Source organism: Flavobacterium sp. YO64, assembly GCF_004119505.1.
Lineage (GTDB): Bacteria > Bacteroidota > Bacteroidia > Flavobacteriales > Flavobacteriaceae > Flavobacterium > Flavobacterium oncorhynchi.
In genome coordinates this window covers 21,709-47,884 of the sequence record NZ_NRQV01000031.1, presented here as the reverse complement: position 1 = coordinate 47,884, position 26,176 = coordinate 21,709, and the positions used below count along the sequence as shown (strand labels likewise).

The window sequence follows — 26,176 nt, the reverse complement described above, 5'->3', positions numbered from 1 at the left end:
AGGCATAATAGACAGTGAAAACAATGTTCTTATTCAAGCAAAATATGACAATATCGAATACAAGCGCTTGATTGAAAACCCTAAAAAAGAAAATTTTTTAATAGTTAAAGAAGGAGATCTTTACGGTATGATTGATTTAAGTGAAAAAGAAATAATTCCAATTAAATATCAAAATATCGAGATAATAACTGCAGATTTTGCAGTTCTAACAATCAATAATTTAAAGCATTTTTATAATTTCAGAACTAAAAAATTAAATACCAATTTCGGTTTTGAAAAATTTGATATGTACAGCAGACAATTCACAAGAATAAAAAAAGGTGATAAAGAGACATTAATTTTGAATGACGATTTTTCCAATCTATTGTTTCCATTTATGTATGAAGACGTTTCTCAAAACGAGAATCTATTTGTTGTCAAACTAAATTCTAAATATGGGCTTGTTGATAAAAATAATAAGGTAATAATTCCCATTCTTTATGAGCAATTATACATATCTTGTAACAAAGTGATTGCGCAATTAAATAATAAATATGGCATCTTATCATTAGGAAATAAAGTATTAATGCCATTCGAATATCCAAACATTGTTGGGTATTCTGAAAAAACAGAAGTAACCCAAAAAGATTTTAAAACCAAAACATACAATTGCGACTTATTATGTATTGAAAATTGTAATTAGTCTACCCCAAAAAAAACTGTCAAAAATATAAACTTGCAATGAAACTATATTATAAGTAATTTCGCATTTTTAAAATAAACAATAAGTAATGAGTATCGAAAGAGAATTAAACAAACGAAGCGGATCTAAATGCGAACTTTGCGGCGCTGAAGAAAACCTAAAAGTATATCAAGTATTACCAACTCAAAAAGGCGGTCTTGACGAAAGTATTTTAGCTTGTACTACCTGTATTGACCAAATTGAAAATCCTGACAACGTCGATTTAAATCACTGGAGATGTCTGAACGACAGTATGTGGAACGAAAATGTCGCTGTACAAGTAGTAGCTTGGAGAATGCTAAGCCGTATGCGCGCTGCAGGATGGCCGCAAGAATTACTTGATATGATGTATTTAGACGAAGATACACTGGCGTGGGCACAAGCTACAGGCGAAGGCGAAGACGACGAAAATAAATTGGTTCACCGTGACAGCAATGGTGTGATTTTACAACACGGAGATTCAGTTGTTTTAATCAAAGATCTTAAAGTAAAAGGATCAAGTATGGTTGCTAAACAAGGAACTGCAGTAAGAAACATTCGTCTTGACCATGAAAATGCCGAATATATTGAGGGAAAAGTAGACGGTCAACAGATTGTTATTATTACACAATACGTGAAGAAAATATAGTTTTTTTTTAGGTTCATAGTTACAAAGAGGCAAAGTTGCAAAGGCTTTTGTTTGACTTTTAAAACCTGAAACTTGAAACTTGAAACTAAAAAAGGCTGTTCAAAATTTTGAACAGCCTTTTTTTTATTTTATAGTTCTGGAAGTAATTTGAAACAAATTAAACTTGAAACCTGAAACTAAAAATTATCTTTGAAATAATTTATTGATTTGCTCTTTGATCAACGGCTCAGAAACATTGTTTGTCGCTGCATCCTTATCTTTGCTTGAAACCATAAACTGAACTGTCGCTTTATCTGGAACAACGTTTCCTGTATAGTGCAACCAAATATAATTGTTTGGTAATTCTAATTTTATATCATACAACGGAGTTGCTGTGAAACCATTTACAATAATATTGTAAAGATTTACATAATCGTTGTCAACATTTTTGAAGGTAAATTTTCTTAAACTTGATGCATCTTCGTCATCGTTTTGAATACTAGTGTAGTACACTGTGTATTCATCACCAATTTTCTGAATGTAATTGTTATTTACTTTTCCTAATTTTTCAACAGGAACTGTTTCAAGAACCTTAATCTGTGCAAACGACACAAGACTAAAGAACAAAACGGCAATGGTAATAGTTCTTTTCATAATAAATTTGGGATTTATAATTTTTACTGCAACAAAAAAACACAGAAATAATGAAAAAACACCTATCAAATCATTATTTTTTTAACATAAAATCATAAACCTTAAACACAAAACAATTAAAAACCTGATATACAATTACATAAAATTAAAACTAGTAAATTACCAGCAATTTTCTGTTATTTAATATTTATTGTTCTTCTCCTCCTCTTTCTTTACCACATTACGAGCCACCTCAATTTTAAACTTTTTCCCTTTCATTTTTTCGTCCTTAATATTCTTAAGCAGCTCTTTTACTTTTCCGAATTTTACTGCCGCAAACGAAACAAAATCTTTTACCTCGATAAGTCCCAAATCACCTTTTTCCAATTTCCCTTTTTGAGAAAAGAAACCAACAATATCAAACTTATTCAGTTTTGTTTTTTTTCCGCCGCTAATGTAAATCGTTTGAAATTCAGGTGGTTTTGGCAGAGCTGTCGTATTCTTCACATCAAGGATTTCCATATCATAATCGATATAATCCAATTGTTTTTCACTTTCATGAACGATAACATACGCCGTTCCCGTTGCCTGCATACGTGCAGTACGTCCGTTACGATGTGTAAATTCGTCTTCCTTTAAAGGCAAATGATAATGAATAACATGTTTCATCTCCGGAATATCCAATCCGCGTGCAGCAAGATCTGTTGTAACAAGATAACTCACACTTCCATTTCTAAACTGAATCAAAGCACGTTCACGTTCATCCTGATCCATTCCGCCATGATAATACGTAGCATAAATTCCTTTTTCATTCAAAGTGTCACTGATACGTTCTGCAGCATCACGGTGATTACAAAATATAATAGCCGATTGCGATTTTAAAGAACAAATCAAATTAAACAAACTTTCTAATTTGTCTTTTGAAGGAGACAAAATCATTTTCATAGAAAGATTAGTCTTTTCCTCTTCTTCAGGAATAAAATCTAAAACAGTTGGATTAACCACTCTTGTATATTTTGGAATCTCGATATCAGACGTTGCCGAAACCAAAACTCTTTTATTCACTTTAGGTAATCTTCCAATTATAAAAGACATCTGCTCATGAAACCCTAATTGAAGCGATTTATCAAACTCGTCCAAAATTAAAGTCTGAACCTTATCTGTTCGAAAAGTTTCCCTGTCAATATGATCTGCAATTCTTCCTGGAGTTCCAATTAAAACGGCCGGCGGATTACTCAAATTTTTAATTTCAGTATCAATCGAGTGTCCTCCATAACAAATATTTACTTTGTACTGTGTTCCCATTTTTTTCCAAACCTGTTCAATCTGCAGCCCTAATTCGCGCGAAGGCACTAAAATTAAACATTGAACTGAAAGTATCTCAGGCTGTAATAATTCTAAAATAGGAAGCAAAAAAGCCAATGTTTTTCCTGATCCTGTTGGAGAAAGTAATAAAACATTGTTTTCGTTCAAAATGGCATCTTGCGCCATTTCCTGCATTTCGTTTAAGCTTTCAATACCTAAATTCGAAAGTATGTTGTTGGAATGGTGTTTTTTATTCATTTTGCAAAAGTAGGGAAAAAAGTTTTGTTTCAAGTTTCATGTTTCCATTGTTTCAAGTTGTTTAACCGCAAAGCACGCAATGATTATACGCAAGGTTCGCAAAGTTTAAACATAAAGCTTTGCGAACTCTTTGCGCTTTCTTATAAAAACTAAACTATATAAAACTTTGCGCTCTTTGCGGTAAAACCACATACAAAGTAGATCAAACCTAGGACTTGAAACTTGAAACAAATAAAACTAAATCATATATTTGATTCCTATTAAAAACCTAACCATGAAACTTTTTACCATTCTCTTTTCACTTTTTACAATAACCATTTGCGCTCAAAACAATAAAAAATACGATACCTTTTTTGAGAAAGGAAACGGAAATCAAGCGGCTTCTTACCCAGAAACTATTGCCTATTACAAACTATTAGCGACTGATTTTCCAACGATTCAAATGAAAGAAATGGGTTTGACTGATTCTGGAGAACCTTTGCACATGATTGTTTATAATTCTGACAAAGAATTTGATTTTGATAAAATTCAGAAAAACAAAGCCGTTCTTTTTATTAATAACGGAATTCATGCCGGTGAACCTGACGGAATCGATGCCACAATGCAATTTTACAGAGATTTGGCAATTGGAAAAATTAAAGCACCAAAAAACACCGTTTTAGTTACCATTCCTGTTTACAATATTGGCGGTGCTTTAAACCGAAACTCGACTACAAGAACCAATCAAGACGGACCAGAAATTTATGGTTTTAGAGGAAATGCCAGAAACTATGATTTGAATCGCGATTTAATGAAATCTGACACTCGAAATACGAAAAGTTTTGTCGAGATTTTCCAAAAAATAAATCCAGATGTTTTTATCGATAATCACGTAAGCAACGGATCTGATTATCAATACAAATTAACCTATATTATGACACAGCATAATAAGTTAGGAACTGTTTTGGGCGATTTTATGAATACCGAAATGATGCCCGCTTTAGTGAAAGATTTACAGAAAAAGAAAATTGAAACAACGCCATACGTAGATTCTTTTAAAGACACACCAGACAAAGGTTTTGGGCAATTTGTAGATAACCCAAGATATACAACAGGCTATACGTCTCTATTTAATACAATTGGTTTTGTGGTTGAAACACATATGCTGAAAAAATATGCCGAACGTGTAAAAATGACGTACGAATACACAAAATCGACTTTAGATTTTACCGATGCGAATTATCAAAAGATAAAAGATTTAAGAGTAAAAAATTTAGAGCAATATCAACCCAAAAAATCCTATACTTTAAAATGGGAATTGGATAGCACAAAAGCCACTACTTTTTCATTTTTAGGATATGAAGCAGGTTACAAAAAAAGTGAAGCCACAACAGGAAACCGTTTATATTATGACCGAAATAAACCGTATAAAAAAGATGTTCCCTATATCAAAGAATTCAAATCGGTGAAAGAAGTTGTGATTCCAACTGCTTATATTATTCCGCGCGGATATTGGAATATTATTGATCTTTTAAAGAATAACAATATCTCTTATTTTCAGCTTAAAAACGATACGATTATCGAGGTTGAAAGCTATAAAATTGCCGATTTTAAAACGGTTCCAAATGCTTACGAAGGACATTATTTACACTACAATACCGTAATAACTTCTAAAATTGTAAAAATGGCTTTCGCTAAAGGTGATTACTTGGTTCCAACAAACCAAAAAGGCGTAAAATATCTCGTAGAAGCTTTTGAACCAGAAGGCGTTGATTCGTTCTTTAACTGGAATTTCTTCGATCCTATTTTGCAGCAAAAAGAACATTATTCAGAATATATTTTTGAAGATACAGCCGCAAAACTTCTAAAAGATAATCCAACTCTAAAAGCAGAATTAGAAGCTAAAAAACAAACTGATGTAGAATTTGCTAAAAATCCTGATGCTCAATTAAACTGGATTTACAAACATTCTGTTTATTATGAAAAGGCGCATATGCAGTATCCTGTATATCGAGTTTTGTAGAGTTTTTTTTAATCAAAAGTTGTGGTAACACGAATGTCCACCCTTTAACCTAATCAAAATCATAATCAAAGTTAACTTCCAATTAAAAAAAGACCCGCTTTACAAAGTGTTCATAGGTGATGTACGAATTGAACACTTCGTAACAGTTCCTATTTATTCTATTCCTAAAAAAATATTCATTTTGCAGATTATTGGTATTATTATGAAGTCGAGAGACTTCACACAGCAATCAGCAAAGTGAACGCTTCGTAGAGCTGGGTAAAATTGCACTTAAATATCTAAAAAAAGCTAGTTAATATCAACAAAGCAAAAATATTACAATAGTTATCAACACCTTTGAAATGTATAAATCATACATTTTGGTTATTTTTTATATGCTAGTAAATACTATCTGGAAGTTAAGTTACATGTTCGTTTTTTATAGTAAATTAAACCGCTTCCGTAAGCACTTGTTAATAAAAGAGAAAAGTAGGTAACATTGAAGCCTTGCCTACAAAAGAACAAAAGACTAAGTTTGTATTCAACAATATTATTAAGCAGAAAAGCCCTGCTTACATTGTAAGAGGGCAATTAATTTAAAATTTAAAACAGTATTATGAAAACAACCATGTCAACAAACCTGCAGGCTATTGGAGGTCACTTCCCTAAACTGAATATTAACTTAAAGCTCATCTTATATGAAAAACTTTAAATTAAAAGACTTTATAATCGACCTTACGACGGCCATCGTAATTGAGTTGATTATAAAAGTAATTTTTAGAACTTAGAAAACTTTGAAACGCAACAGTAAATGGCGCGTTTCTTTGTTTTAATACTTACGGTTTTCCGTAATTAATTATAGCACAAAAGTAAACAAATAATTTTACATTGCACAAGTAATTTGTACAAAATATACAAATGTAAAATACATTCAACCCGCTCTACGAAGTGTTCATAGGTGCTGTACGAAGTCTCCCGACTTCGCAAAGTGTCGCACGCTGCGCAAATGTCTGTGGCTTTGCGCCCGCAACGATAAGTCGTAAAGACGGTAAAAAAAAAAAGCAACTTAGAAATCAGTTGCTTTTTTCTTCTAAATCCTACACCTTTAAATTCGTTATTTGCTGTTTTCGTCCTTAATACCTTTTAGCAAAGCGTAAATTGCCATTGAATGTCCTTGCCCTAAATCAAAATCTTCTTTAAGCCAGTTTACAATTTCGCCGGCTTTTACTTCGGGTTTAAGTTTCCCGTCTAATGTAAAGCTTTTTTGTTCTGCCAAAACTCTAAATTCAGCTGGACCATTGCCCGTTTTTTCTTTAATTGTCTTTAAATACGCTTGAAATGACATAGAATTTACATTTAATGAGTTAATTTACATGTAAACGAAAATACAAATTAAATTTAATTTCTACACTCTAATACTCAGCTTATTACTACAAAAAAAATCTATATCTAGAAAATAAACTTTAATCTGTTTTAACCTTTTTTTCTTCTTCAAATAATAATTTAATATTCTCGTAAGAATTTTTTAAAGCTTCTTTGATTTGTTCAGGATTCAGCCACGCCACTTTTTCGATTCCTTCTTCAAGCTGACCTTGTGGAGTTCCTTCAAAATCAGAATACATTTCGAACCAATGCGTGACTTTGAGTTTATATTTTCCGTTGCGTTTAAAAATATGATACGTCTTTTGCAGTTTATTTGTTATTCGAAGTTGGTTTACGCCGGTTTCCTCTTCAACTTCGCGCATTGCAGTTGCTTCGATTTCCTCGCCTTTCTCGATACCGCCTTTTGGCAAATCCCATTTTCCATTTCTAAAGATAAACAAAACCTCTCCTTTTTTATTGTAAACAAAACCGCCTCCAGCTTTATTTACAGGAATTTTGGCTTTAAGAGTCTTCATAATCTCCTTTTCGTCAGGATGATACAAATAAGCCTTTTGAATTTTATTTTGAAACATTTTGACAATAAGCTGCTCAATATCAATACTCTCTAACAAGAATAATTGAAAATCGGTCTCTCTTGAGATTTCATTTGTCAAAAAAAGTGGTTTGTCGTTCACAAAAACTTTATACATTTGTACTATGATTTTTAATAAAGATACTGCCGAAAAAACAGCCGAATTGCTTTTGCAAATAAATGCAATTAAATTGAATCCCGAAAATCCTTTTACATGGGCTTCTGGTTGGAAATCTCCTATTTACTGCGATAATAGGTTAATTCTTTCATTTCCAAGCATCCGAAATTACGTTCGTGATGAGTTTGCGAAAAACATTGAAAAACAATTTGGAAAACCTGACGTAATTGCCGGTGTTGCTACTGGAGCGATTGGAGTTGGTATTCTGGTTGCTGAAAGTCTTGGACTGCCGTTTGTATACGTGCGTCCAGAAGCAAAAAAGCACGGAAGACAAAACCAAGTTGAAGGTTTTTTACAAAAAGGACAAAATGTTGTTGTTGTTGAAGATTTAATCAGTACTGGAAACAGCAGTTTGATGGCTGTTGAAGCTTTACGCAATGAAGGTGCGAACATTAAAGGTATGGCAGCAATTTTTACTTATGGCTTTAATGTTGCCGAAGAAAACTTCAAAAACGCTAATATCGATTTGTATACATTAAGCAACTACGAAAATCTGCTTGATTTAGCCGTTCAAAAACAATACATTACTGAAGATCAACAATCAACTTTGCTTGAATGGAACGAAAGTCCATCGACTTGGGGACAACCTGAATAGATTTTAGATTTTCTAAAAAATCGCTTCGCACTTTATTTAAATCCCAGCTTTGCGAACTTAAATAAAGTCAAAGTAACATAAAAAAACTTGTGCCCTTTGCGGTAAAAAAACATTTGCATTAAAAAACAAATAACAAAACAAAAAAATATGAACTTAGAAAGTCCAAAAGTTACAGTTCAGAAATCAGCTCAGGATCTATTTGATTTATTGACTGATGTTAAGAATTTCGAAAAATTAATGCCGGATAATATTGCTAAATTTGAAGTAATTGGTGAAGACGCTTTTATTTTTGGATTGAAAGGTATGCCGGAAATCAAACTTAAAATGAAAGAAAAAACAGCTCCAAACAAAATTGTTTTGGGTGCTGCAAGCGATAAACTTCCATTTACTTTAGTTTCAAATATTGACAGTGTTTCTGATTCAGAAAGTGCTGTTCAATTAGTATTTGATGGTGAATTTAACGCTATGATGGGAATGATGATCAAAGGACCTATCAGCAAGTTTATTGAAACTCTAGCAACTAATATGACGAAACTTTAATAATGGTGAATTATTAATTGTGAAATATAAATAAAAAGTCCAATCGAATGATTGGACTTTTTTTTGTCATGTCAATTTAAACCTTAGAACCTTAGCTACTCAGAGCCTCAGAACCTTCCCAAAAAAAACAGTTCATCCTCAAAAAAATACAATTCAGTACTATAAATTATTACAAAATAAATTATTGCCCGAAGTTTGATCCATCAAAACTAACAAACCACAAAATGGAATCAACTATTAAGATCTTAATTTACATTCACGCTTTTTTTGGCGGAATTGGGCTAATTACTGGAATTGGAAGTATCATCGTTAAAAAAGGCGGCGTATTACACAAAAGAATGGGAAAACTTTTCTCTATCGGAATGATTACTAGTTCACTTATCTCTGTTCCAATTTGCTGGATGCCAAAGCATCAAAATATCTTTTTGTTCTTAATTGGTTTATTTACTATTTACCTGGTTATTTCTGGAAATAGAGCTTTAACTTTTAAACACAAACAAAAAGCTGATTTTACAGACAAACTTATTTCGGGAAGTATGTTATTCTTTTCTGTGATAATGATTTCTATTGGATTGTATTGCCAATTGAATTCTGTTGAAAATGGTATTTTATTTACTTTCTTTGGCGCTTTTGGATTTTATATGACTCTAAAGGATTTTATTTTCTTCAAAAACGTCTCGGAAATAAAGAAAAAATGGCTATCTAAACATATTGGCAAAATGATTGGTGCATTGATTGCCTCTATAACAGCTTTTATAGTGGCTGGAATTGGATTAGGAAATATCATTACATGGATGGCTCCCTCTATTTTAGGAACAATCTACATTATGTATTGGAATAGAAAAATAGCACCAAAAAACACAAAAGCATTAGAGGTTTAAAAACAAAACAAAGATTTAGCAGATAAAAACCTCTCCACCTTTACCACTTTCGACCTTTGTACCTATCAATAAAGCATCTGTATCTCCTTAATATCAAATTCGGAAACTGAATCATCTTCTAACAAAACCTGCAATTTACCAACTGAAGATACTCCTTGAATAATTCCCATGAAATTATGTCCCGATGTTTTTGGATTAAGGTTTTTAAAAGGCATTGGAACTCCTTTTCGAAATAAGAAATTAAAATAATCATCCCAGAAAAATGAAGCTGATGACTGCCATAAATCCATTTTCTGCTTCATTTTTTCAACGATCAAAACTACTAAAGATTCTTTATCGAAAGTATTCCCAGAAATAACGGCAAGCGAAGAAGCGTTTGGCAATTCATCATAATTAGTTTGATTGACATTCAACCCTAATCCGACAACTGACACGATTCTGCCATCACTTTTTAAGGTATTTTCGATAAGTATGCCACCTATTTTTTTATTATATGACATAATGTCGTTTGGCCATTTTATAGATAATTCAGGAATATTTAATTCTTTTAAGACTTCTAAAACACTTAAAGAAACAACAATGCTTAAATTAAAAACCCGTTCATAATCAAACACAAAATCTTTTACCAAGACACTCATAATTAAGTTTTTACCTAACTCAGACTCCCACTTCGCCCCCATTTGCCCTTTGCCTTTTGTTTGATTTTCAGCAGTTACGACCATAAAATTCTCCAGTTCATCTTGACTTGACAATGATTTTAAGAAATCATTTGTAGAATCTATGGCATCGAGTTTGATTAGTTTCATCTAAATAATTTAAATAACTTAATTTAATATTTTGTTAAGCATCAAAAATAATCACAAAATTTGGTAACTTTACAAATTCATATAAAATAATTCATGGCGAAAAAGACTATTAATAATGATGTTCTATTGGCGAACATAATCAAAGGGATTGAAGAAGTAAAAGGAAATGACATCGATATTCTTGACTTAAGAGATATAGATACGGCGGTTTGCGACTATTTTGTAATTTGCAACGGAACCTCAAATACCCAAGTTAACGCCATTGTCAACTCAATTCAAAAAACAGTTTCTAAAGATTTAAAAGACAAACCTTGGCACGTAGAAGGAACCGATAATGCAGAATGGGTTCTGATGGATTATGTGCACATCGTGGTACATGTTTTCCAGAAACACATTCGTGAATACTACAATATCGAGAGTCTTTGGGGTGATGCCAAAATAACTACAATCGAAAACAAATACTAAAGAAAATTTTTTCTAATGGCTAAAGATAATAATCCAAATCCGAGTAAATTTAAAATAAGTCCTTGGTTAATATACACCGCAATACTTCTAGTTTTTTTATTTATAAGTTTTGCAACCGGTGGATCAAGTATGAGCGAACCAGCTCAACTTAAATCTTCTAACATTGACAATATGTTAGCTAAGGGAGAAATTAAAAATGTTATTATTTTTAATAACAAGGATGCTGAAATTTACCTTTCTGATGCGGGACTTAAAGATCCAGCAAATAAAAAGGTAGCTAAAGATCTATTTGATAGACCAAATAAAGGACCACATTATACTACCAAGTTTGGTGATTTAAAATCTTTTCAAGAAAAGCTTGACAGAGCAAAAGCTGAAAAAAAATTAATCGATTATGATTTTAAAGAAGCAAACAACTGGACTGACATTTTAATCAGTCTGCTTCCAATCATCATCATTATTGGTGTATGGATTTTTATTATGCGTAAAATGTCAGGCGGTGCTGGAGGCGGCGGCGGACAAATTTTCAACATTGGAAAATCGAAAGCAAAACTTTTTGATGAGAAAACAGATATCAAAACTACATTTAAAGATGTTGCTGGTTTAGAAGGTGCAAAAGAAGAAATTCAAGAAATTGTAGAATTCCTTAAAAACCCTGAAAAATATACTAATCTTGGAGGTAAAATTCCTAAAGGAGCTTTACTTGTAGGACCTCCAGGAACTGGTAAAACATTATTAGCTAAAGCTGTTGCCGGCGAAGCGCAAGTTCCATTTTTCTCATTATCAGGTTCTGATTTCGTAGAAATGTTTGTTGGAGTTGGTGCATCACGTGTACGTGACTTATTCAAACAAGCTAAAGAAAAATCTCCTGCTATTATCTTTATTGATGAGATTGATGCCGTTGGTAGAGCAAGAGGAAAAAGCAATATGTCTGGCGGAAATGACGAAAGAGAAAATACATTGAACCAACTATTGACTGAAATGGATGGTTTTGGTACAAACTCTAACGTAATTGTTCTTGCAGCAACCAATAGAGCTGATGTTCTTGACAAAGCTTTAATGCGTGCTGGTCGTTTTGACAGACAAATTTTTGTAGACTTACCAGACATTCGCGAAAGAGCAGAAATTTTTGCAGTGCATTTAGCACCAATCAAAAAAGTTGAAGGACTTGATTTAGATTTCTTAGCAAAACAAACTCCTGGATTCTCAGGTGCTGATATTGCAAACGTGTGTAACGAGGCCGCTTTAATTGCAGCTCGTAACAACAAAACCGCAGTTGACAGACAAGATTTCCTTGACGCTGTAGATAGAATCATTGGTGGTCTAGAAAAGAAAAACAAAATTATCACTCCAGACGAAAAGAGAGCAATTGCTATTCACGAAGCTGGTCACGCTACTGTAAGCTGGATGCTAGAACACGCAGCACCACTTATTAAGGTAACTATTGTACCTCGCGGGCAAAGTTTAGGAGCTGCATGGTACTTACCAGAAGAAAGACAAATCGTAAGAACAGATCAAATGTTAGACGAAATGTGTGCTACTATGGGAGGAAGAGCTGCTGAAAAAGTAACTTTCGACAGAATTTCTACTGGTGCTTTAAGCGATTTAGAAAAGGTAACACGTCAAGCTCGTGCTATGGTAACGATTTACGGTTTGAATGATAAAATCGGAAATGTTACTTATTATGATTCAAGCGGACAAAGTGAATACAATTTCTCAAAACCATATTCTGACGAAACAGCTAAAATTATTGACAAAGAAATTTCAGAATTAATTGAAGGTCAATACCAAAGAGCAATTGAGATTCTTGAAGAAAACAAAGACAAGTTAAATCAGCTTGCTGATATCTTAATAGAAAAAGAAGTTATCTTTAAAGATGACTTAGAAGCAATTTTCGGAAAACGTACTTTTGACAAAAATTTAGAAGAAGTGGTTTCGTAAATTAATCAGGAAATATGTAATATTTTTTAAAATCTTAATTCAAAATAGCCTTTTGAATTAAGATTTTTTTATCTTTGAACGTTTTCAATTAACATGTAAAGCATTTCATATAAAAATGAATTTTTTCAAAAAAATATTTGGGTCCAGTGAATCCGCTTCTGACGAAGAACATGAAAGTGAATATGGAGGAAATCCAGTCCAAAATAGTCATTTGTCTCTTGACGAGCAATTCATTTTCAATTTCAAAAAAAATGGCGGAAAATTCTTGTATTGCGAAAACAACCAAGAACTTGCTGAACAGTTTGAAAATATCCTTGAAGAGAATGATTGGTTTGAAAGTGAAGTATTATGCTACGAACCAGCTCTATTTAATTTATTAGATGAAAATAAATTATTTTATACTGCACCTACTAAACCAAAATTTCTTTTGGCGGTCTGTGAAAATCTTATAGCCGATGAAGGTTCTATTTTATTTTCATCAAAACAAATTAGACAAAACAAACCAAACGAGTTACCGGCAAATATTGTAATCATTGCCACTACAAGTCAAATTCTACCTATGAAAAGTGATGGTTTAACAGCCATTAAACGTAAATACGATAGAGATATTCCAACTAATATTACCACAATAAAATATTTCGAAAAAGCAAAAGAAGAAGATTTTACGCAATACGGAAGTGTTGCCAAGAATTTGTATTTACTGCTCTTAGAAGATCTTTAAGATGAATGAAACACTCAAGAGAACCATTTCTGGTGCTGTTTATATTGCTCTGTTATTAACTTCAATCTTGTTTTCGACTGAAAGCTTTATCCTCCTTTTTGGCATTTTTCTAGTTATTACGATTTATGAGTTTTCTAACTTAGTAAATCTCAATAAAGTCTTTTCAATTTTATTTGGAACCTTGCTTTACAGTGCTATAGTACTTGTAAGTCATTACGGTAAACAAACGGCCGCTTACTTAAACAATTTATTCAAATCAAATTTAAACTTAGAACTCAATATACAGCAGTTAGATCTTATACTTCTTGCTGTTACAATTGTGGTTTCAATTAAATGTATTCTATTCTTATTTTACGACTCCGTTCAAAAAGTAAGCATCTCATCTAAATACTTGTATTTATTAGGTTACATTACACTTCCTTTTGTTTTTATTGTCAAAATTTCCTTTGGAACTAACGATTATAATCCAAAAATTATTCTTGGCTTATTCATCTTAATCTGGACTAATGACACTTTTGCTTATTTAGTTGGAAAATCGATGGGAAAACACAAACTTTTTGAGCGTGTTTCTCCTAAAAAAACAATTGAAGGATTTCTTGGCGGAGCTGTATTTGCCGCTTTTGCAGGTTTCTTGATTTCAAAATTATACATTCAGCCCAATCCAGCTTTTAGCGCAAAATCTATTTTAATATGGACTATTATCGCTTTAATCGTAAGTGTTTTTGGCACTATTGGTGATTTGATTGAATCAAAATTTAAAAGAATTGCCGGCGTAAAAGACAGCGGTTCTATCATGCCGGGACACGGCGGTATCTTAGATCGATTAGATAGTGTTATATTTGTAGCACCAATTATATTTTTATTTTATCAAATTTTATATTATGTTTCATAAAGAAGGAGCCCCATCTATTTTATTAGGAACAGTTTTTACTGTTGCCGTACTTGTAATTGCTGATAGATTTATAGATATCAATTGGCTGAGAATGCTTGTTCAAATAGCAGCATTATTGATTTTAATTATCATCTTACAATTTTTCAGAAACCCAAAAAGAATTGCGGTTAGAAACAGCGATCATATTCTTGCTCCTGTTGACGGAAAAGTGGTAGTTATTGAAGAAGTTTATGAAGGAGAATATTTCAAAGATAAACGTTTACAAGTTTCTATCTTTATGTCGCCAATAAACGTTCACGTTACACGTTACGCAATGGACGGAATTATTAAATTCAGTAAATACCACCCTGGTAAATTTTTGGTTGCATGGCACCCAAAAGCTAGTGAAGAAAATGAAAGAACAACTGTTGTAATCGAAAATGATACTTTTGGTCAAGTACTATACAGACAAATTGCAGGTGCTTTGGCACGCAGAATTGTAAATTACGCTCAAGAAGGAATGCAGGTTATTCAAGGTACTGATGCCGGATTTATAAAATTTGGTTCGAGAGTAGATTTATTTTTACCTTTAGGTACGCCAATTAATGTGGTTCTGGACCAAAAAGCAATTGGCGGAAAAACTATTATCGCTACAAAAGCTTAAATGACAAAAAAAGATTTAGATACTCGTTTTTCAGAGGCTGTTGAAACTGCTCTAAAAATGACTCAAGCCTCACTGCCGCAAGATGTGCAGCTAAGACTTTATGCCTATTACAAACAAGCAACTTTTGGAACTGCTGTGTACAATCAATCTGAAAATTTTGATTTACGAGATGCTTTCAAAACCAATGCTTGGATGCAGATTAGTCATATTTCTGTTGATGAAGCTAAAGAGTGCTATATCGAGATCATCAATTCATTAACATCAAAATAAATTAACATTATGAAGAAAAACATTGTCCTTTTCAGCATTTTGCCTTCATTTTTACTGTTATTTTCTTGTAACGATAATAAACTAACTGAAGTTGTCGAGGTTCCTCTTCCTACTAAAGAGGAAAAAATAATGATCGGGTCACCAAATGATGTAAAGGCAGATCCAGGTTCATTTGAAATGACAAAACTTCCTTTTGGATATGACGGATTATCTCCTGCAATAAGATCATTGACTCTAGAAACACATTATTCTAAACACTATCTAACGTACACAAATAATTTTAACAAAGAGATTGTATCGACTGAGTACGAAAACATGCCAATTGCAGACATTCTAAAAAAATTAGATTTAAGCAACGCAAAACTTCGCCAGAATGCTGGAGGATATTATAACCATACTCTTTATTTCAACATTTTAGCGCAAAAAGAGCAAACTCCAAAAGATACTCTAGCAGGATCTATTAATAAAGAGTTTGGATCTTTTAACAACTTAACCAGTCAGTTTAAAGGACAAGCTGAAAAACAATTTGGTTCTGGATGGGTTTGGCTTGTTGTTGACAGATATGGAAAATTACAAATCACCACAACTGAAGATCAGGATAATCCTTTAATGAAAAATGCATTAATTCCAGGAACGCCAATTATGGGAATTGACTTATGGGAACATGCTTATTATTTGGATTATCAAAATAGAAAAGGAAGTTATATCGATGCTTTTTACGAACATATAAACTGGGAAAAAGTAAACGAAAATTATATTGAAGCTTTGAAAAAAGTAAAAAAAGTATAACACACAAAAGCTGATACAAATTATGTATCAGCTTTTTTTATTTACCAAAGAAAGACAGAATGTATGAAAGATATAGCCGTTCGTTTTACAGAAAATCCACTGCTGTCGCCTTCCGATCTAACTCCAAGCAAAGAAGGATTGGAAATAACCTGCCTTTTAAATCCTGGAGTATTTCAATTTCAGAATAAAATCTGGCTCCTTGTAAGAGTTGCCGAACGACCAAAACAAACCAAAAACAACATCTCTTTTCCAATATTAACTAATAAAGGAACTATTGAAATCATTGAGATTAAAAAAGACGATCCCGAATTAATAGCAACAGACGCAAGAGTAATAAACTATAAAGGTGCTGATTATTTAACCACACTTTCGCATCTTCGTTTATTATGCAGTGAAGATGGACGTACTTTTTATGAGCCAGAAAATTACCCATCACTGGTTGGAGAAGGCATACTGGAAACATTTGGAATTGAAGATTGCCGCGTTGTCTTGATTGATGGAATTTATTATCTGACTTTTACTTCTGTATCAGAAAATGGTGTTGGTGTTGGCTTACGAACTACTGTAGATTGGCAAAAATTTGAAAAGCACGGCATGATATTACCTCCTCACAATAAAGACTGTGCTATTTTTGAAGAAAAAATAAACGGATTATTCTATGCTTTACATCGCCCCAGCAGCGTAGATATTGGAGGTAATTATATTTGGATAGCTTCATCTCCAGATGGTATTCACTGGGGAAATCATCATTGTATTATCAAAACTAGAAAAGAATATTGGGACAGTAAAAGAGTTGGTGCTGGTGCTGCTCCCATAAAAACCATAAAAGGCTGGTTAGAAATTTATCATGGAGCTAATGAAAACCATCAATATTGTTTAGGTGCTTTTTTAATGGATTTTGAAGACCCAACAAAAGTTCTGGCTAGAACAGAAGACCCAATTATGTTTCCTAAAACAAATTATGAATTAAGCGGCTTTTTTGGAAATGTTGTATTTACAAATGGCCATATTTTAGATCCCGATGGAGAAACATTGACGATCTATTACGGAGCTTCAGATGAGTTCGTCTGCGGTGCGAAATTTTCGATTACAGAAATCCTTTCACTTTTAAAAGACATCTAAAAAGCTTGTTTGAAGAATCAATTAATCACTTCAAACAAGCTTTTTTTATATTAGTGCAGCTCAAAAATAAATGATTCAGAAGGCAGAATTTTAATTTTAGCCTTGCCTATTCCATTTTCCACTTTTAGCAATACAGAATTTTGCTGATACAATTGATCAGTAAGTTTATACTCTCCCTCTTTTAAATTCCATTTTGCAATGACATCAGCAGGAATTTTCAATTCGAATTCACTAGTTTTTTCTGAAGAAAAATTGGCAATTATCACAAGCTTTTGATTCTCTGACCAGCGAACGTATGAATAAAGCAATTCGTCATATCCAACATTATTTTGACGATTTTCAGATTGTATTTCCTGAAAGCTTCCCATTAAAGCCGGGCTCTTTATAGAGAAATTCAATAAGCGCTTGTAAAAATCTCGCAAGTTTTTCTCTGATTCCGAAAGCTGTCCGCCGTCAAACTTACCATCATTCATCCATTTTTGATGATTTGGAACTCCGATATAATCAAAAATAGAAGTTCTCGAACGAGTGCCAAAACCCGCATTTTCGTTTCCAGCCTCTCCCACTTCCTGTCCAAAATAAATCATGGTAGGCGACGTGCTTAAAGTTGTTGAAACCACCATTAAAGGTTTTCCTCTCTCAGGTGTTCCTGCAAACTCAGGCGAAGCTAAACGCTGCTCATCATGATTGTCTAGAAAGTGAAGCATATGATGTTCGATATCTGACATTCCTTTTTGGATATTCGACAATCCATCTGGAGTAGATTTTCCGCGAATAATGTCTTTCAATTTATCATACGTTTCAACTTTATCATATAAATAATCCATTTTACCTAAACGAATATAATTCCTGTATTCATTGGGATTGTAAACTTCTGCTAATAAAAAAGCGTTTGGATTTTTCATTTTAATGGCTGAATTCATATAACTCCAAAATTCATACGGAACCATTTCGGCCATATCATAACGAAAACCATCAACACCTTTTCCAGTCCAATACAAAGCAATTGATTTGAATTTTTTCCAAGAATCAGGAACATCTTTATCCTGCCAAAATGCAAAATGTTCTTGAAATGATTTCTGATCAAATCCAGCTGGAAGCTCTGGAAAATCTTTTGAGCCGTCAGGACGAACACCATAATTCACCTTTACCGTTTCGTACCAGTCATTTTGATCTGGCTTTACTTTACGTGAACCATTTCCTGTCCATTTTGCAGGATTTTCATCAAAAAAACCATCAACCATAGGATTTTTTTCTCCGTTTAACGGAATATCTCCATCAGGAATTTCAAAGTGTGTTTTTGGAATATAATAAAAGTTATTGTTTCTTTTGTATTCCACATTTACATCGTCATCAGCTCCAAAATCTTTAACCCCTTCTGGATTATTCTTGCCCTCATATTTTCTGGCGATATGATTGGGAACAATATCAATAATTAATTTTAGACCCGCTTTATGCGTTCGGGCAATTAAGTCTTCAAATTCCTGCAGTCTATTTGCTGGATTTACTGCCAAATCCGGATTTACATTGTAGTAATCTTTAACTGCGTAAGGCGATCCTGCACGACCTTTTACTACCTCTGGATCATCATTTGAAATTCCGTATGCTGTATAATCTCCTACCAAAGCATGATGAGGAACTCCGGTATACCAAATATAAGTAACGCCTAAATCTTTAATTTCGTTAAGTGCTATATCAGTAAAATCATTAAACTTCCCTACTCCATTCTCTTCAATTGTTCCCCAAGGTTTATTGGTTTTATTTTTATTCCCAAACAATCGAGTAAAAACCTGATACACGACAATTTTATGTTCTTTTGAATTTTCTTCTTTTACTTCACTCATTTTTAAATCTTTTGTTTTACAGCCCGAAAACAAAATTGTTACGGCTGTTCCAACAGCAAATAATTTACTTTTTATCATATTTTTAAATCTAAGACATACTTTCTTGAATCAGAAACATAAATCCTAATCCAAAAACCAATTCCTAAATTTAGTCTATTTTCTACAACCCAAAGAACACAAATTTTGATTTACACTTTTTAACTTCAAAAATGTATCACTACAACGTGAGAGTTAAATGTTTTGTTGATAAATTACAGGAGAAGGTTCAAAGTTGCAAAGGTTCAAAGAAACAAAGATTTAAAATAGGTAAAAAACTTGAACTATGTTTCAAATATAAACTTAGAACCTTTGCAACTTTGAACCTCTCAACCTAAAAATAAACATTTATAAATTAATGCTAATAACAATATAAGGTTGTAACCTTTTTCATAAATTTGACAAAAATTTAATCACTTGAAGAAATTACTCTTTTTTATATCTTGTCTGCTTTTATTAAGTATACAATTCATTTCTGCACAAGCTTCAAAAACTGCTCAGACGCCAAAAAAAATTAACATAGAGCATTCTGATTTCTTAGATGTTGATCAAGTTTTGGTACCTGACGGAATTTTACTAACTGGAAATGTAAAGGTAAATCATGATGGTGTTGTTCTTACTTGCAACAAAGCCTACTTTTTTCAAAAAGAAAATTATCTAAAAGCCTTCGGAAATGTACAGTTGGTTCAAGGTGACACTTTGTTTCTAAACAGTAAATATGCAGAATACAGCGGAAATATCAAAAAAGCATTCGCAACAGGAAATGCTGTAATGACTTCGCCAGATGCAACTTTGCAAACAGACACTATCAATTTTGATCGAAATGTTCAAGAAGTTTTTTATAATACTAAAGGGACTATCATCAACAAAGACAATACGTTAGTTAGTAAATCTGGAAAATATTTTGTTGCAGAGAAAAAATTTCAATTTTTAACTGCGGTTACTCTTACCAACCCAAAATATGTTGTAAAATCGAATCATTTAGATTATTACAGTAATTCTGGACACACTTATTTACTTGGACCATCAACTATAACTAGTAAAGCCAACTATATTTATACAGAAAAAGGTTTTTATGATACCAAGAAAAACCTCGCCCATTTTCTGCGAAAATCGTATATAAAATATGATGATCGACTTATAGAAGGAGATAGTTTGTATTATAATCGAAATACCGAATTTGCATCGGCAACTCGAAATGTAAAAATCACTGATTCTATAAATCGAGGTATTGTAAAAGGTCATTATGCCGAAGTTTACAAACTAAAAGATTCTATGTTTGTAACCAAAAGAGCTGTCGCAGTTAACTTTGTAGAAAATGATTCTGTATATATTCACGGTCAAAAACTAATGGTTACAGGAAAAGAAGGCGAACGTATTTTAAGGGCTTTTAAAAATGTACGTTTCTACAAAACAGACATGAGCGGTAAATGTGATTCGATACATTCTAATTCTAAAACGGCTTTAACCAAACTTATTGGAAATCCAATTTTATGGAATGGCGGCAGTCAGATTACTGGTGATATTATGCATTTAATTGGCGATAATAACACTAAAAAACTAGATTCTTTAAAAGTCCTCAACAATACTTTCCTTATCTCAAAAGACACGTTAGGAACGGGTTATAATCAAGTCAAAGGGCTCAATTTATTTGGAAAATTCAGAGAAGGTAAACTTCACGATGTAGATGTTATTAAAAACACCGAAGTTGTCTATTTTATGCGGAATGACGCTAATGAATTAATTGGAATTAATAAAAACGTAAGCAGTAAAATTAATTTGATTCTAGAAAATAACGCGGTAGAAACTATTACATTCTTCAACAGAGTCGACGGCGATATTTATCCTGAAGAAGATTTACCTGAAAATGCGCGTAAATTACGAGGTTTCGTCTGGCGCGGCGACGAAAGAATAAAATCAAAAGATGATATTTTTACTGCCGAAGATAATGAAATGAATGACAAACTAATAAAGCAAGGAAAGGACGAAGAAGCGAAAGAGAATGTCCCAATGAAAGTCAGGAAAGAGACTCGAGATTACGACAAAAAGAAACCTGCTGCAAAATCAAATACTACGAAAGCAAGCACTAATACTAAGAAATAATTCTCAGTCGCAGTTGCGGTTTTCAGTTTCATTTCTTTACTATAAAATTAGTCGTAGCGTAAGTCGCAGTTTTCATTTTAGAAACTTTGCGAACTTTGCATTTTAACAATACCAACTTGATTTAAAACTTAGCAAACTTTGCGATCTTTGCGGTTAAATTCAGTCACAGTATCAGTTTTTAGTTTTCAGTCAACTTGAAACATGAAACCTGAAACTTTTAAAACAAACAATAGTGAATCCAGATTTTATAAAATACCAAGCACAAACATCTCCATACCCATTAGGAATGGAAGTTTCGCATGCCATTGGTTCCTATATTTACGATACTAGTAATAAAAAATATTTAGACTTTGTTGCTGGGGTTTCGGCTTGTACACTGGGACATCAACACCCAAGAATCAATCAAGCCATAAAAGACCAATTAGACAAATATTCGCACGTAATGGTTTATGGAGAATATTCGCAAAGTCCTGCTGTTCAATATTGCAAATTAATGGCTTCTCTGCTTCCAGAATCTTTAAATAAAACCTATTTAGTAAATTCAGGTACAGAAGCCATTGAAGGTGCCTTAAAACTAGCTAAAAGAGTAACTGGACGCAGCCAGCTTATTTCTTGTCACAACGCATATCACGGAAACACAATGGGTTCTATGAGTGTAATGGGATTTGAAGAGCGCAAACAAGCTTTTCGCCCTTTACTTCCTGATGTAGACTTTATCACTTTTAATAACGAAGCTGATTTAGAAAAAATCACAACTAGAACAGCGGCAATTTTATTAGAAACTATTCAAGGCGGAGCTGGTTTTATTCAGCCTGAAAATAATTTTCTTCACAAGGTGCGCAAGCGTTGTGATGAAGTTGGTGCAATGTTTATTGTCGATGAAATTCAGCCTGGATTTGGAAGAACAGGAAAACTTTTTGGCTTTCAAAACTATGATGTTATTCCAGATATTGTGGTAATGGGAAAAGGTATGGGAGGCGGAATGCCTGTTGGAGCTTTTACAGCTTCGGCAGAAAAAATGGATCTTTTAACCGAGAATCCTAAACTTGGACATATTACTACTTTTGGAGGTCATCCTGTCATTGCGTCAGCCTGTCTTGCTACTTTGCAGGAATTAACTGAGACAAATTTAATGCAGCAAACTTTAGAGAAAGAAAAACTCTTTAGATCGCTTTTGGTACATCCTTTGATAAAAGAAGTAAGAGGAAAGGGATTAATGCTTGCCGCTATGACTGAAACGGCCGAAATAACCAATCAGGTCATTTTAAATTGTCAAGACAAAGGACTAATTTTATTCTGGCTGCTCTTTGAAGGATGCGCTATAAGAATAACACCGCCGTTAACTATTTCAGAAGAAGAAATAAAAGAAGGCTGTGCCATAATTTTAAATGTTATGGATGAAATATTGAAAAAGGAACAAACTAAAAATTAAGTCTTATTTCAACAGCAAATGAAACTTGCTTGACATCTCAGTTACTAAATATAATAATCAAATAATCTTTTTGTTATCAGAAGATTATGACTAAAAACAGAAATGGAATTCTGTCCATATTGTTAATTAAATTGTTCACAACAATTAATTTTCCTTTCCCGCATCAATAATATGGTTGCCTAATTTTATAACAGGCTAATTTCAAATAAAAAAAAGTATGCAATTAAGCAACGAAGAAGAAGATTATAACCTATCCCTATCCAAATTTGAGTCGATGTTAAAAACTAACAAAGTGCTCTTTTTTGATTCTGAAGAATTTGAAGAAATCATTCTTCATTATTTAGACATAGGCAAGGCTAATTTAGCAAAAAAGGCCTTAAAACTTGCATTAGACCAACATCCAAAATCTACAGGCTTAAAATTAGTACAAGTAGAAATGCTGGTTTATGACGACAAACTTGAAATCGCTGAAAAGCTTTTAAACGAGTTATATGCGATTGAACCTAACAACGAGGAAATTTATATCCAGAAAGCTAATATTTGTTCGAAAAGAGATCAACACGAAAAAGCAGTAGAATTACTTAAAATAGCACTGCAATATACAGATGACTATGCTGACGTGTACAACTTGATTGGAATGGAATATCTTTTCATGGATAACCTCGAAATGGCAAAAGACAGCTTTATCAAATGTCTTGAAGAAGACTTAGAAGATCAATCTGCCTTATACAACGTGGTTTATTGTTTTGAATTTTTAGATCAAAACCAAGAAGCCATTCTCTATCTTAACGAATACATTAACAAAAATCCGTACAGCGAAATCGCTTGGCATCAGCTTGGGCGCTTGCATTACGGAGTAAAAGAATACGAAAATGCAATTCGCGCTTTTGATTATGCGACTTTAATAGACGATGAGTTTTTAGGGGCATTTATGGAAAAAGCCAAAGCTTACGAACGTCTAAAAAAATACAACGAAGCAATCGAAAGTTATAATCGTACAATCGAATTAGACGACGCAACTTCTTATGCCTTATTGCGTATTGGAAAATGTTACGAAAAGCTTGGAAATTCAATAAAAGCGTTACAATATTACAATCAGACTGTACACGAAGATCCTCTTTTAGACAAAGGATGGATTGCAATTACAGATTTTTATGTTCGCCAAAAGAACTTTCAAAAAGCATTATTTTTTGTCAATAAAGCTTTAGCAATCGACAATCAAAATCGTTTGTACTGGAAGCGTTATGCAACCATAAACAAACAAATGAACTTTTTTGAAGAAGCTGAATTTGGTTATAGAAAAGCAGTCGAATTTGGAGATCATGCCTTAGATACGTGGTTATTTTGGGTTGATATTCTTCAGTTTTTAGGAGAATTTGACAGCGCAATACAAACTTTATTACAAGCTTCTGAATATTTTCCAGAAGAAAATGAAATCGAATATCGTTTGGCAGGATTGTACTTTATGATTCAGGATAACACAAAAGCAAAATTTCATTTAAGTAATGGATTACGCTTAAACTTCGATAATTATATTTTAATCGAAGATTTATTTCCAGTAGTTTGGACAAAAAAAACAGTTAGAAATTACATCGAAAAACACAGAAAACAATAATGATTGGTATTTTAAAAAGACGTTTTGGCTTACTAGGTCGTAATATTAGTTACTCATTTTCAAAAGGTTATTTCACAGAGAAATTCAACGATGAAGTTTTTGCCGGTAACACCTATGAAAATTTTGATATTTCTGAAATTGATCATTTCAAAGGATTAATCAAGAATAATCCTGATTTAAAAGGATTAAATGTAACAATTCCTTACAAAGAGCAAGTCATTCCCTTTTTAGATAAACTTTCAAAAAAAGCAGCCCTAATTGGCGCTGTAAACACGATTAAATTCACTAAAAAAGGTAAACTAAAAGGATATAATACTGATTATTACGGTTTTAAAAAATCGTTAAAACCTTTATTAGAACCACATCATAAAAAAGCACTTATTCTAGGCACAGGCGGCGCATCAAAAGGCGTTGCCTTTGCTCTAGACGAACTTGATATTCCGTACATTTTTGTTTCAAGAGAAGCAAAAGAAAATATCATTGATTATAATTTAATCAACGCTACTACTTTTGATAATTTCAAAATTATTATCAATTGTACACCAGTAGGCACAAGTCCAAACATAGAAGCTTGTCCAGATCTTCCATATGAGTTTTTTACAGACAAGCATATTGCTTATGACTTAATTTACAATCCGGCGGAAACTCAATTCTTAAAAAATGCGAAAGAAAGAGGAGCTGTAATAAAAAATGGATACGATATGCTTATTTTTCAGGCAGAAAAAGCTTGGAAAATATGGAACAAGTAATATGCACCTGAAATAAAAATAGTAAAGTATTTTTTCATAAATTAGACTACTCATTAATAAGTAGTTATGAAAAAATCGCCACTATTTTTTTTATATGCTTTTTGATTACATTTTCTGCAAAGGCACAGGACTCTAGTGATATCGACATAAATTCATCAAACCTTTATTCAGAAGCCCGATATCATTACTATCTAAAAACAATTTTACTTTTTAATGAATATTTAGATACAGACAATGGCTCGTTTAATACAACTGAACTTCGATTCTTACATCCAATTGGAAACAAAGCTTGGAATTTAAGAGTCGATCTTCCGTTAGTTTCTTCAAATACTTCCTCAATCAATAAAACCGGAATTGGAGATATCGGTGTTGGTGTCAGTTACATTCCTTACTTAGAACAAAAAAATGGAGGTATCGCTTTTCGTGCAAGAGTGCTTTCAAATTCAGCAGCAGATCCCGCTTTAGGATCTGGAAAATGGGTATTTGCTCCTGCAGTATTTTTTGGAAAATATCTAATTCCGAATAAACTCCTATGGATTACTTCATTAGAAAATCAAAGCAGTTTTGCAGGATCCAGTAATAGGAATGACATTAATACTACCGCATTCGAAAACTACTTTATGTACATTATTGGTAAAAATTGGATTGCTGCCGACGCTGCTTTTAGACACAATGCCATAAACAAAGGTTTTCCTAATAATGCTTTTGTAGAGTTTGGCAGAAAAATCACCAAAAATGATATGGCATATGTTCATCCAAGTATTGCATTTGGCGCTTACAAAACCTACAACTTTGGTATCGAAGTCGGAATGTTGATTCTGTTTTAAAAACTTCCTATAAAAGATTATTTTAACGATCTCTCCTATTCTTCATCCTAATAATAAAAGTAATAATCCACAATAGAAGTGCAAATTTTCAGGCTTTTTTCTTAAAAGCATATCTATTCTCAATTTAAATTTACTTCAAAAAAAAATCTAAAAAACAGATATCATATTTCTAAACATCTTCATTAAATAAGAATTTCATCGTAAAATAGCGTATAAACAAACGATTTATTTTGTATTTAGAAACACCTTTACTATCTTTCGCACTGTT

25 protein-coding genes are annotated in these 26,176 nt (G+C 32.7%); 19 read left to right on the top strand and 6 right to left on the bottom strand.

The genetic code is table 11. The annotated features are described in order from the left end of the window. Positions 1-682, top strand: a 682-nt coding sequence (locus BOW57_RS17455; protein WP_164973736.1) for a WG repeat-containing protein, incomplete at its 5' end; no start/stop codon positions are given. 88 nt (positions 683-770) lie between these two features. Next, positions 771-1,349, top strand: coding sequence for an alkylphosphonate utilization protein (locus tag BOW57_RS17450; RefSeq protein WP_129056096.1), 579 nt, complete (start codon positions 771-773; stop codon positions 1,347-1,349). A gap of 183 nt (positions 1,350-1,532) precedes the next feature. On the opposite strand, the gene BOW57_RS17445 is transcribed toward BOW57_RS17450, so the two are convergent. After that, a complete protein-coding gene (locus tag BOW57_RS17445) occupies positions 1,533-1,982 on the bottom strand; it encodes a hypothetical protein (protein WP_089052446.1) in 450 nt (149 codons plus the stop codon). A gap of 180 nt (positions 1,983-2,162) precedes the next feature. Beyond that, entirely contained in the window at positions 2,163-3,524 is a 1,362-nt protein-coding gene (locus tag BOW57_RS17440; protein ID WP_129024454.1) for a DEAD/DEAH box helicase, read from the bottom strand. 274 nt (positions 3,525-3,798) lie between these two features. On the opposite strand from BOW57_RS17440, the gene BOW57_RS17435 reads away from it, so the two are divergent. Continuing rightward, a complete protein-coding gene (locus BOW57_RS17435) occupies positions 3,799-5,526 on the top strand; it encodes a M14 family metallopeptidase (protein ID WP_129056094.1) in 1,728 nt (575 codons plus the stop codon). A 1,093-nt stretch (positions 5,527-6,619) separates the two neighbouring features. Here BOW57_RS17435 and BOW57_RS17430 read toward each other — a convergent pair. Both BOW57_RS17430 and BOW57_RS17425 read right to left on the bottom strand, forming a co-directional pair. After that, entirely contained in the window at positions 6,620-6,850 is a 231-nt protein-coding gene (locus BOW57_RS17430) for a DUF4287 domain-containing protein (RefSeq protein ID WP_129024450.1), read from the bottom strand. Positions 6,851-6,968: 118 nt separating this feature from the next. Beyond that, positions 6,969-7,577 carry an NUDIX hydrolase gene (locus tag BOW57_RS17425; RefSeq protein WP_129056092.1) on the bottom strand — a complete coding sequence of 203 codons (609 nt, stop codon included), beginning with the start codon at positions 7,575-7,577 and terminating at the stop codon, positions 6,969-6,971. Between the two features lie 7 nt (positions 7,578-7,584). Between BOW57_RS17425 and pyrE the strand changes: the two genes are divergently transcribed. The 3 genes from pyrE to BOW57_RS17410 all read left to right on the top strand — a co-directional run bounded on the left by pyrE (position 7,585) and on the right by BOW57_RS17410 (position 9,653). Continuing rightward, a complete protein-coding gene (gene pyrE, locus BOW57_RS17420) occupies positions 7,585-8,232 on the top strand; it encodes an orotate phosphoribosyltransferase (RefSeq protein ID WP_089052308.1) in 648 nt (215 codons plus the stop codon). Positions 8,233-8,379: 147 nt separating this feature from the next. Then, positions 8,380-8,772, top strand: a complete 393-nt coding sequence (locus BOW57_RS17415) for an orotate phosphoribosyltransferase (RefSeq protein ID WP_089052309.1) — start codon at positions 8,380-8,382, stop codon at positions 8,770-8,772. Positions 8,773-8,996: 224 nt separating this feature from the next. Continuing rightward, on the top strand, positions 8,997-9,653 hold the full coding sequence (locus tag BOW57_RS17410) for a hypothetical protein (protein ID WP_129056090.1): 657 nt from the start codon (positions 8,997-8,999) through the stop codon (positions 9,651-9,653). A gap of 65 nt (positions 9,654-9,718) precedes the next feature. Here BOW57_RS17410 and BOW57_RS17405 read toward each other — a convergent pair whose 3' ends face one another. Next, a complete protein-coding gene (locus BOW57_RS17405) occupies positions 9,719-10,459 on the bottom strand; it encodes a biotin--[acetyl-CoA-carboxylase] ligase (protein ID WP_129056088.1) in 741 nt (246 codons plus the stop codon). Positions 10,460-10,552: 93 nt separating this feature from the next. Here BOW57_RS17405 and rsfS point away from each other — a divergent pair, with 93 nt between their 5' ends. The 8 genes from rsfS (at position 10,553) to BOW57_RS17365 (ending at position 17,302) form a co-directional block, all read left to right on the top strand. Then, positions 10,553-10,924, top strand: a complete 372-nt coding sequence (gene rsfS, locus BOW57_RS17400; RefSeq protein ID WP_026729351.1) for a ribosome silencing factor — start codon at positions 10,553-10,555, stop codon at positions 10,922-10,924. Between the two features lie 15 nt (positions 10,925-10,939). Then, positions 10,940-12,865 carry an ATP-dependent zinc metalloprotease FtsH gene (gene ftsH / locus BOW57_RS17395; RefSeq protein ID WP_129056086.1) on the top strand — a complete coding sequence of 642 codons (1,926 nt, stop codon included), beginning with the start codon at positions 10,940-10,942 and terminating at the stop codon, positions 12,863-12,865. A gap of 115 nt (positions 12,866-12,980) precedes the next feature. Next, entirely contained in the window at positions 12,981-13,586 is a 606-nt protein-coding gene (locus BOW57_RS17390) for a lactate utilization protein B/C (RefSeq protein ID WP_089052313.1), read from the top strand. Position 13,587: 1 nt separating this feature from the next. Continuing rightward, a complete protein-coding gene (locus BOW57_RS17385) occupies positions 13,588-14,478 on the top strand; it encodes a phosphatidate cytidylyltransferase (protein WP_129056084.1) in 891 nt (296 codons plus the stop codon). Beyond that, on the top strand, positions 14,468-15,121 hold the full coding sequence (locus BOW57_RS17380) for a phosphatidylserine decarboxylase family protein (RefSeq protein ID WP_089052315.1): 654 nt from the start codon (positions 14,468-14,470) through the stop codon (positions 15,119-15,121). Before BOW57_RS17385 ends, BOW57_RS17380 begins: the two co-directional genes overlap by 11 nt. Further along, positions 15,122-15,391: an acyl-CoA-binding protein gene (locus tag BOW57_RS17375; RefSeq protein WP_089052316.1), complete on the top strand. Its 270-nt coding sequence runs from the start codon at positions 15,122-15,124 to the stop codon at positions 15,389-15,391. A 9-nt stretch (positions 15,392-15,400) separates the two neighbouring features. Continuing rightward, entirely contained in the window at positions 15,401-16,180 is a 780-nt protein-coding gene (locus BOW57_RS17370; RefSeq protein WP_129056082.1) for a superoxide dismutase, read from the top strand. 63 nt (positions 16,181-16,243) lie between these two features. Further along, entirely contained in the window at positions 16,244-17,302 is a 1,059-nt protein-coding gene (locus tag BOW57_RS17365) for a glycoside hydrolase family 130 protein (RefSeq protein WP_129056080.1), read from the top strand. 50 nt (positions 17,303-17,352) lie between these two features. Here the strand turns inward: BOW57_RS17365 and BOW57_RS17360 are convergent, their stop codons facing one another. Beyond that, a complete protein-coding gene (locus tag BOW57_RS17360) occupies positions 17,353-19,224 on the bottom strand; it encodes an alpha-amylase family glycosyl hydrolase (protein ID WP_129056078.1) in 1,872 nt (623 codons plus the stop codon). Between the two features lie 375 nt (positions 19,225-19,599). Between BOW57_RS17360 and BOW57_RS17355 the strand changes: the two genes are divergently transcribed. The 5 genes from BOW57_RS17355 to BOW57_RS17335 all read left to right on the top strand — a co-directional run bounded on the left by BOW57_RS17355 (position 19,600) and on the right by BOW57_RS17335 (position 25,908). Next, the gene (locus BOW57_RS17355; protein ID WP_129056076.1) at positions 19,600-21,285 is read left to right on the top strand and encodes an OstA-like protein; all 1,686 of its coding nucleotides are present in this window, start codon (positions 19,600-19,602) and stop codon (positions 21,283-21,285) included. A 232-nt stretch (positions 21,286-21,517) separates the two neighbouring features. Continuing rightward, complete coding sequence (locus BOW57_RS17350; protein ID WP_129056074.1) at positions 21,518-22,717, top strand: aspartate aminotransferase family protein; 1,200 nt, start codon at positions 21,518-21,520, stop codon at positions 22,715-22,717. Between the two features lie 217 nt (positions 22,718-22,934). Next, on the top strand, positions 22,935-24,332 hold the full coding sequence (locus BOW57_RS17345) for a tetratricopeptide repeat protein (RefSeq protein WP_089052322.1): 1,398 nt from the start codon (positions 22,935-22,937) through the stop codon (positions 24,330-24,332). Then, positions 24,332-25,081 (top strand): shikimate dehydrogenase, encoded by a 750-nt coding sequence (locus tag BOW57_RS17340; RefSeq protein ID WP_089052323.1) that lies wholly within the window; start codon positions 24,332-24,334, stop codon positions 25,079-25,081. The genes BOW57_RS17345 and BOW57_RS17340 overlap by 1 nt, the downstream gene beginning before the upstream one ends. A gap of 101 nt (positions 25,082-25,182) precedes the next feature. Further along, complete coding sequence (locus BOW57_RS17335; RefSeq protein ID WP_241687467.1) at positions 25,183-25,908, top strand: lipid A phosphoethanolamine transferase; 726 nt, start codon at positions 25,183-25,185, stop codon at positions 25,906-25,908. Positions 25,909-26,176 lie beyond the last annotated feature (268 nt).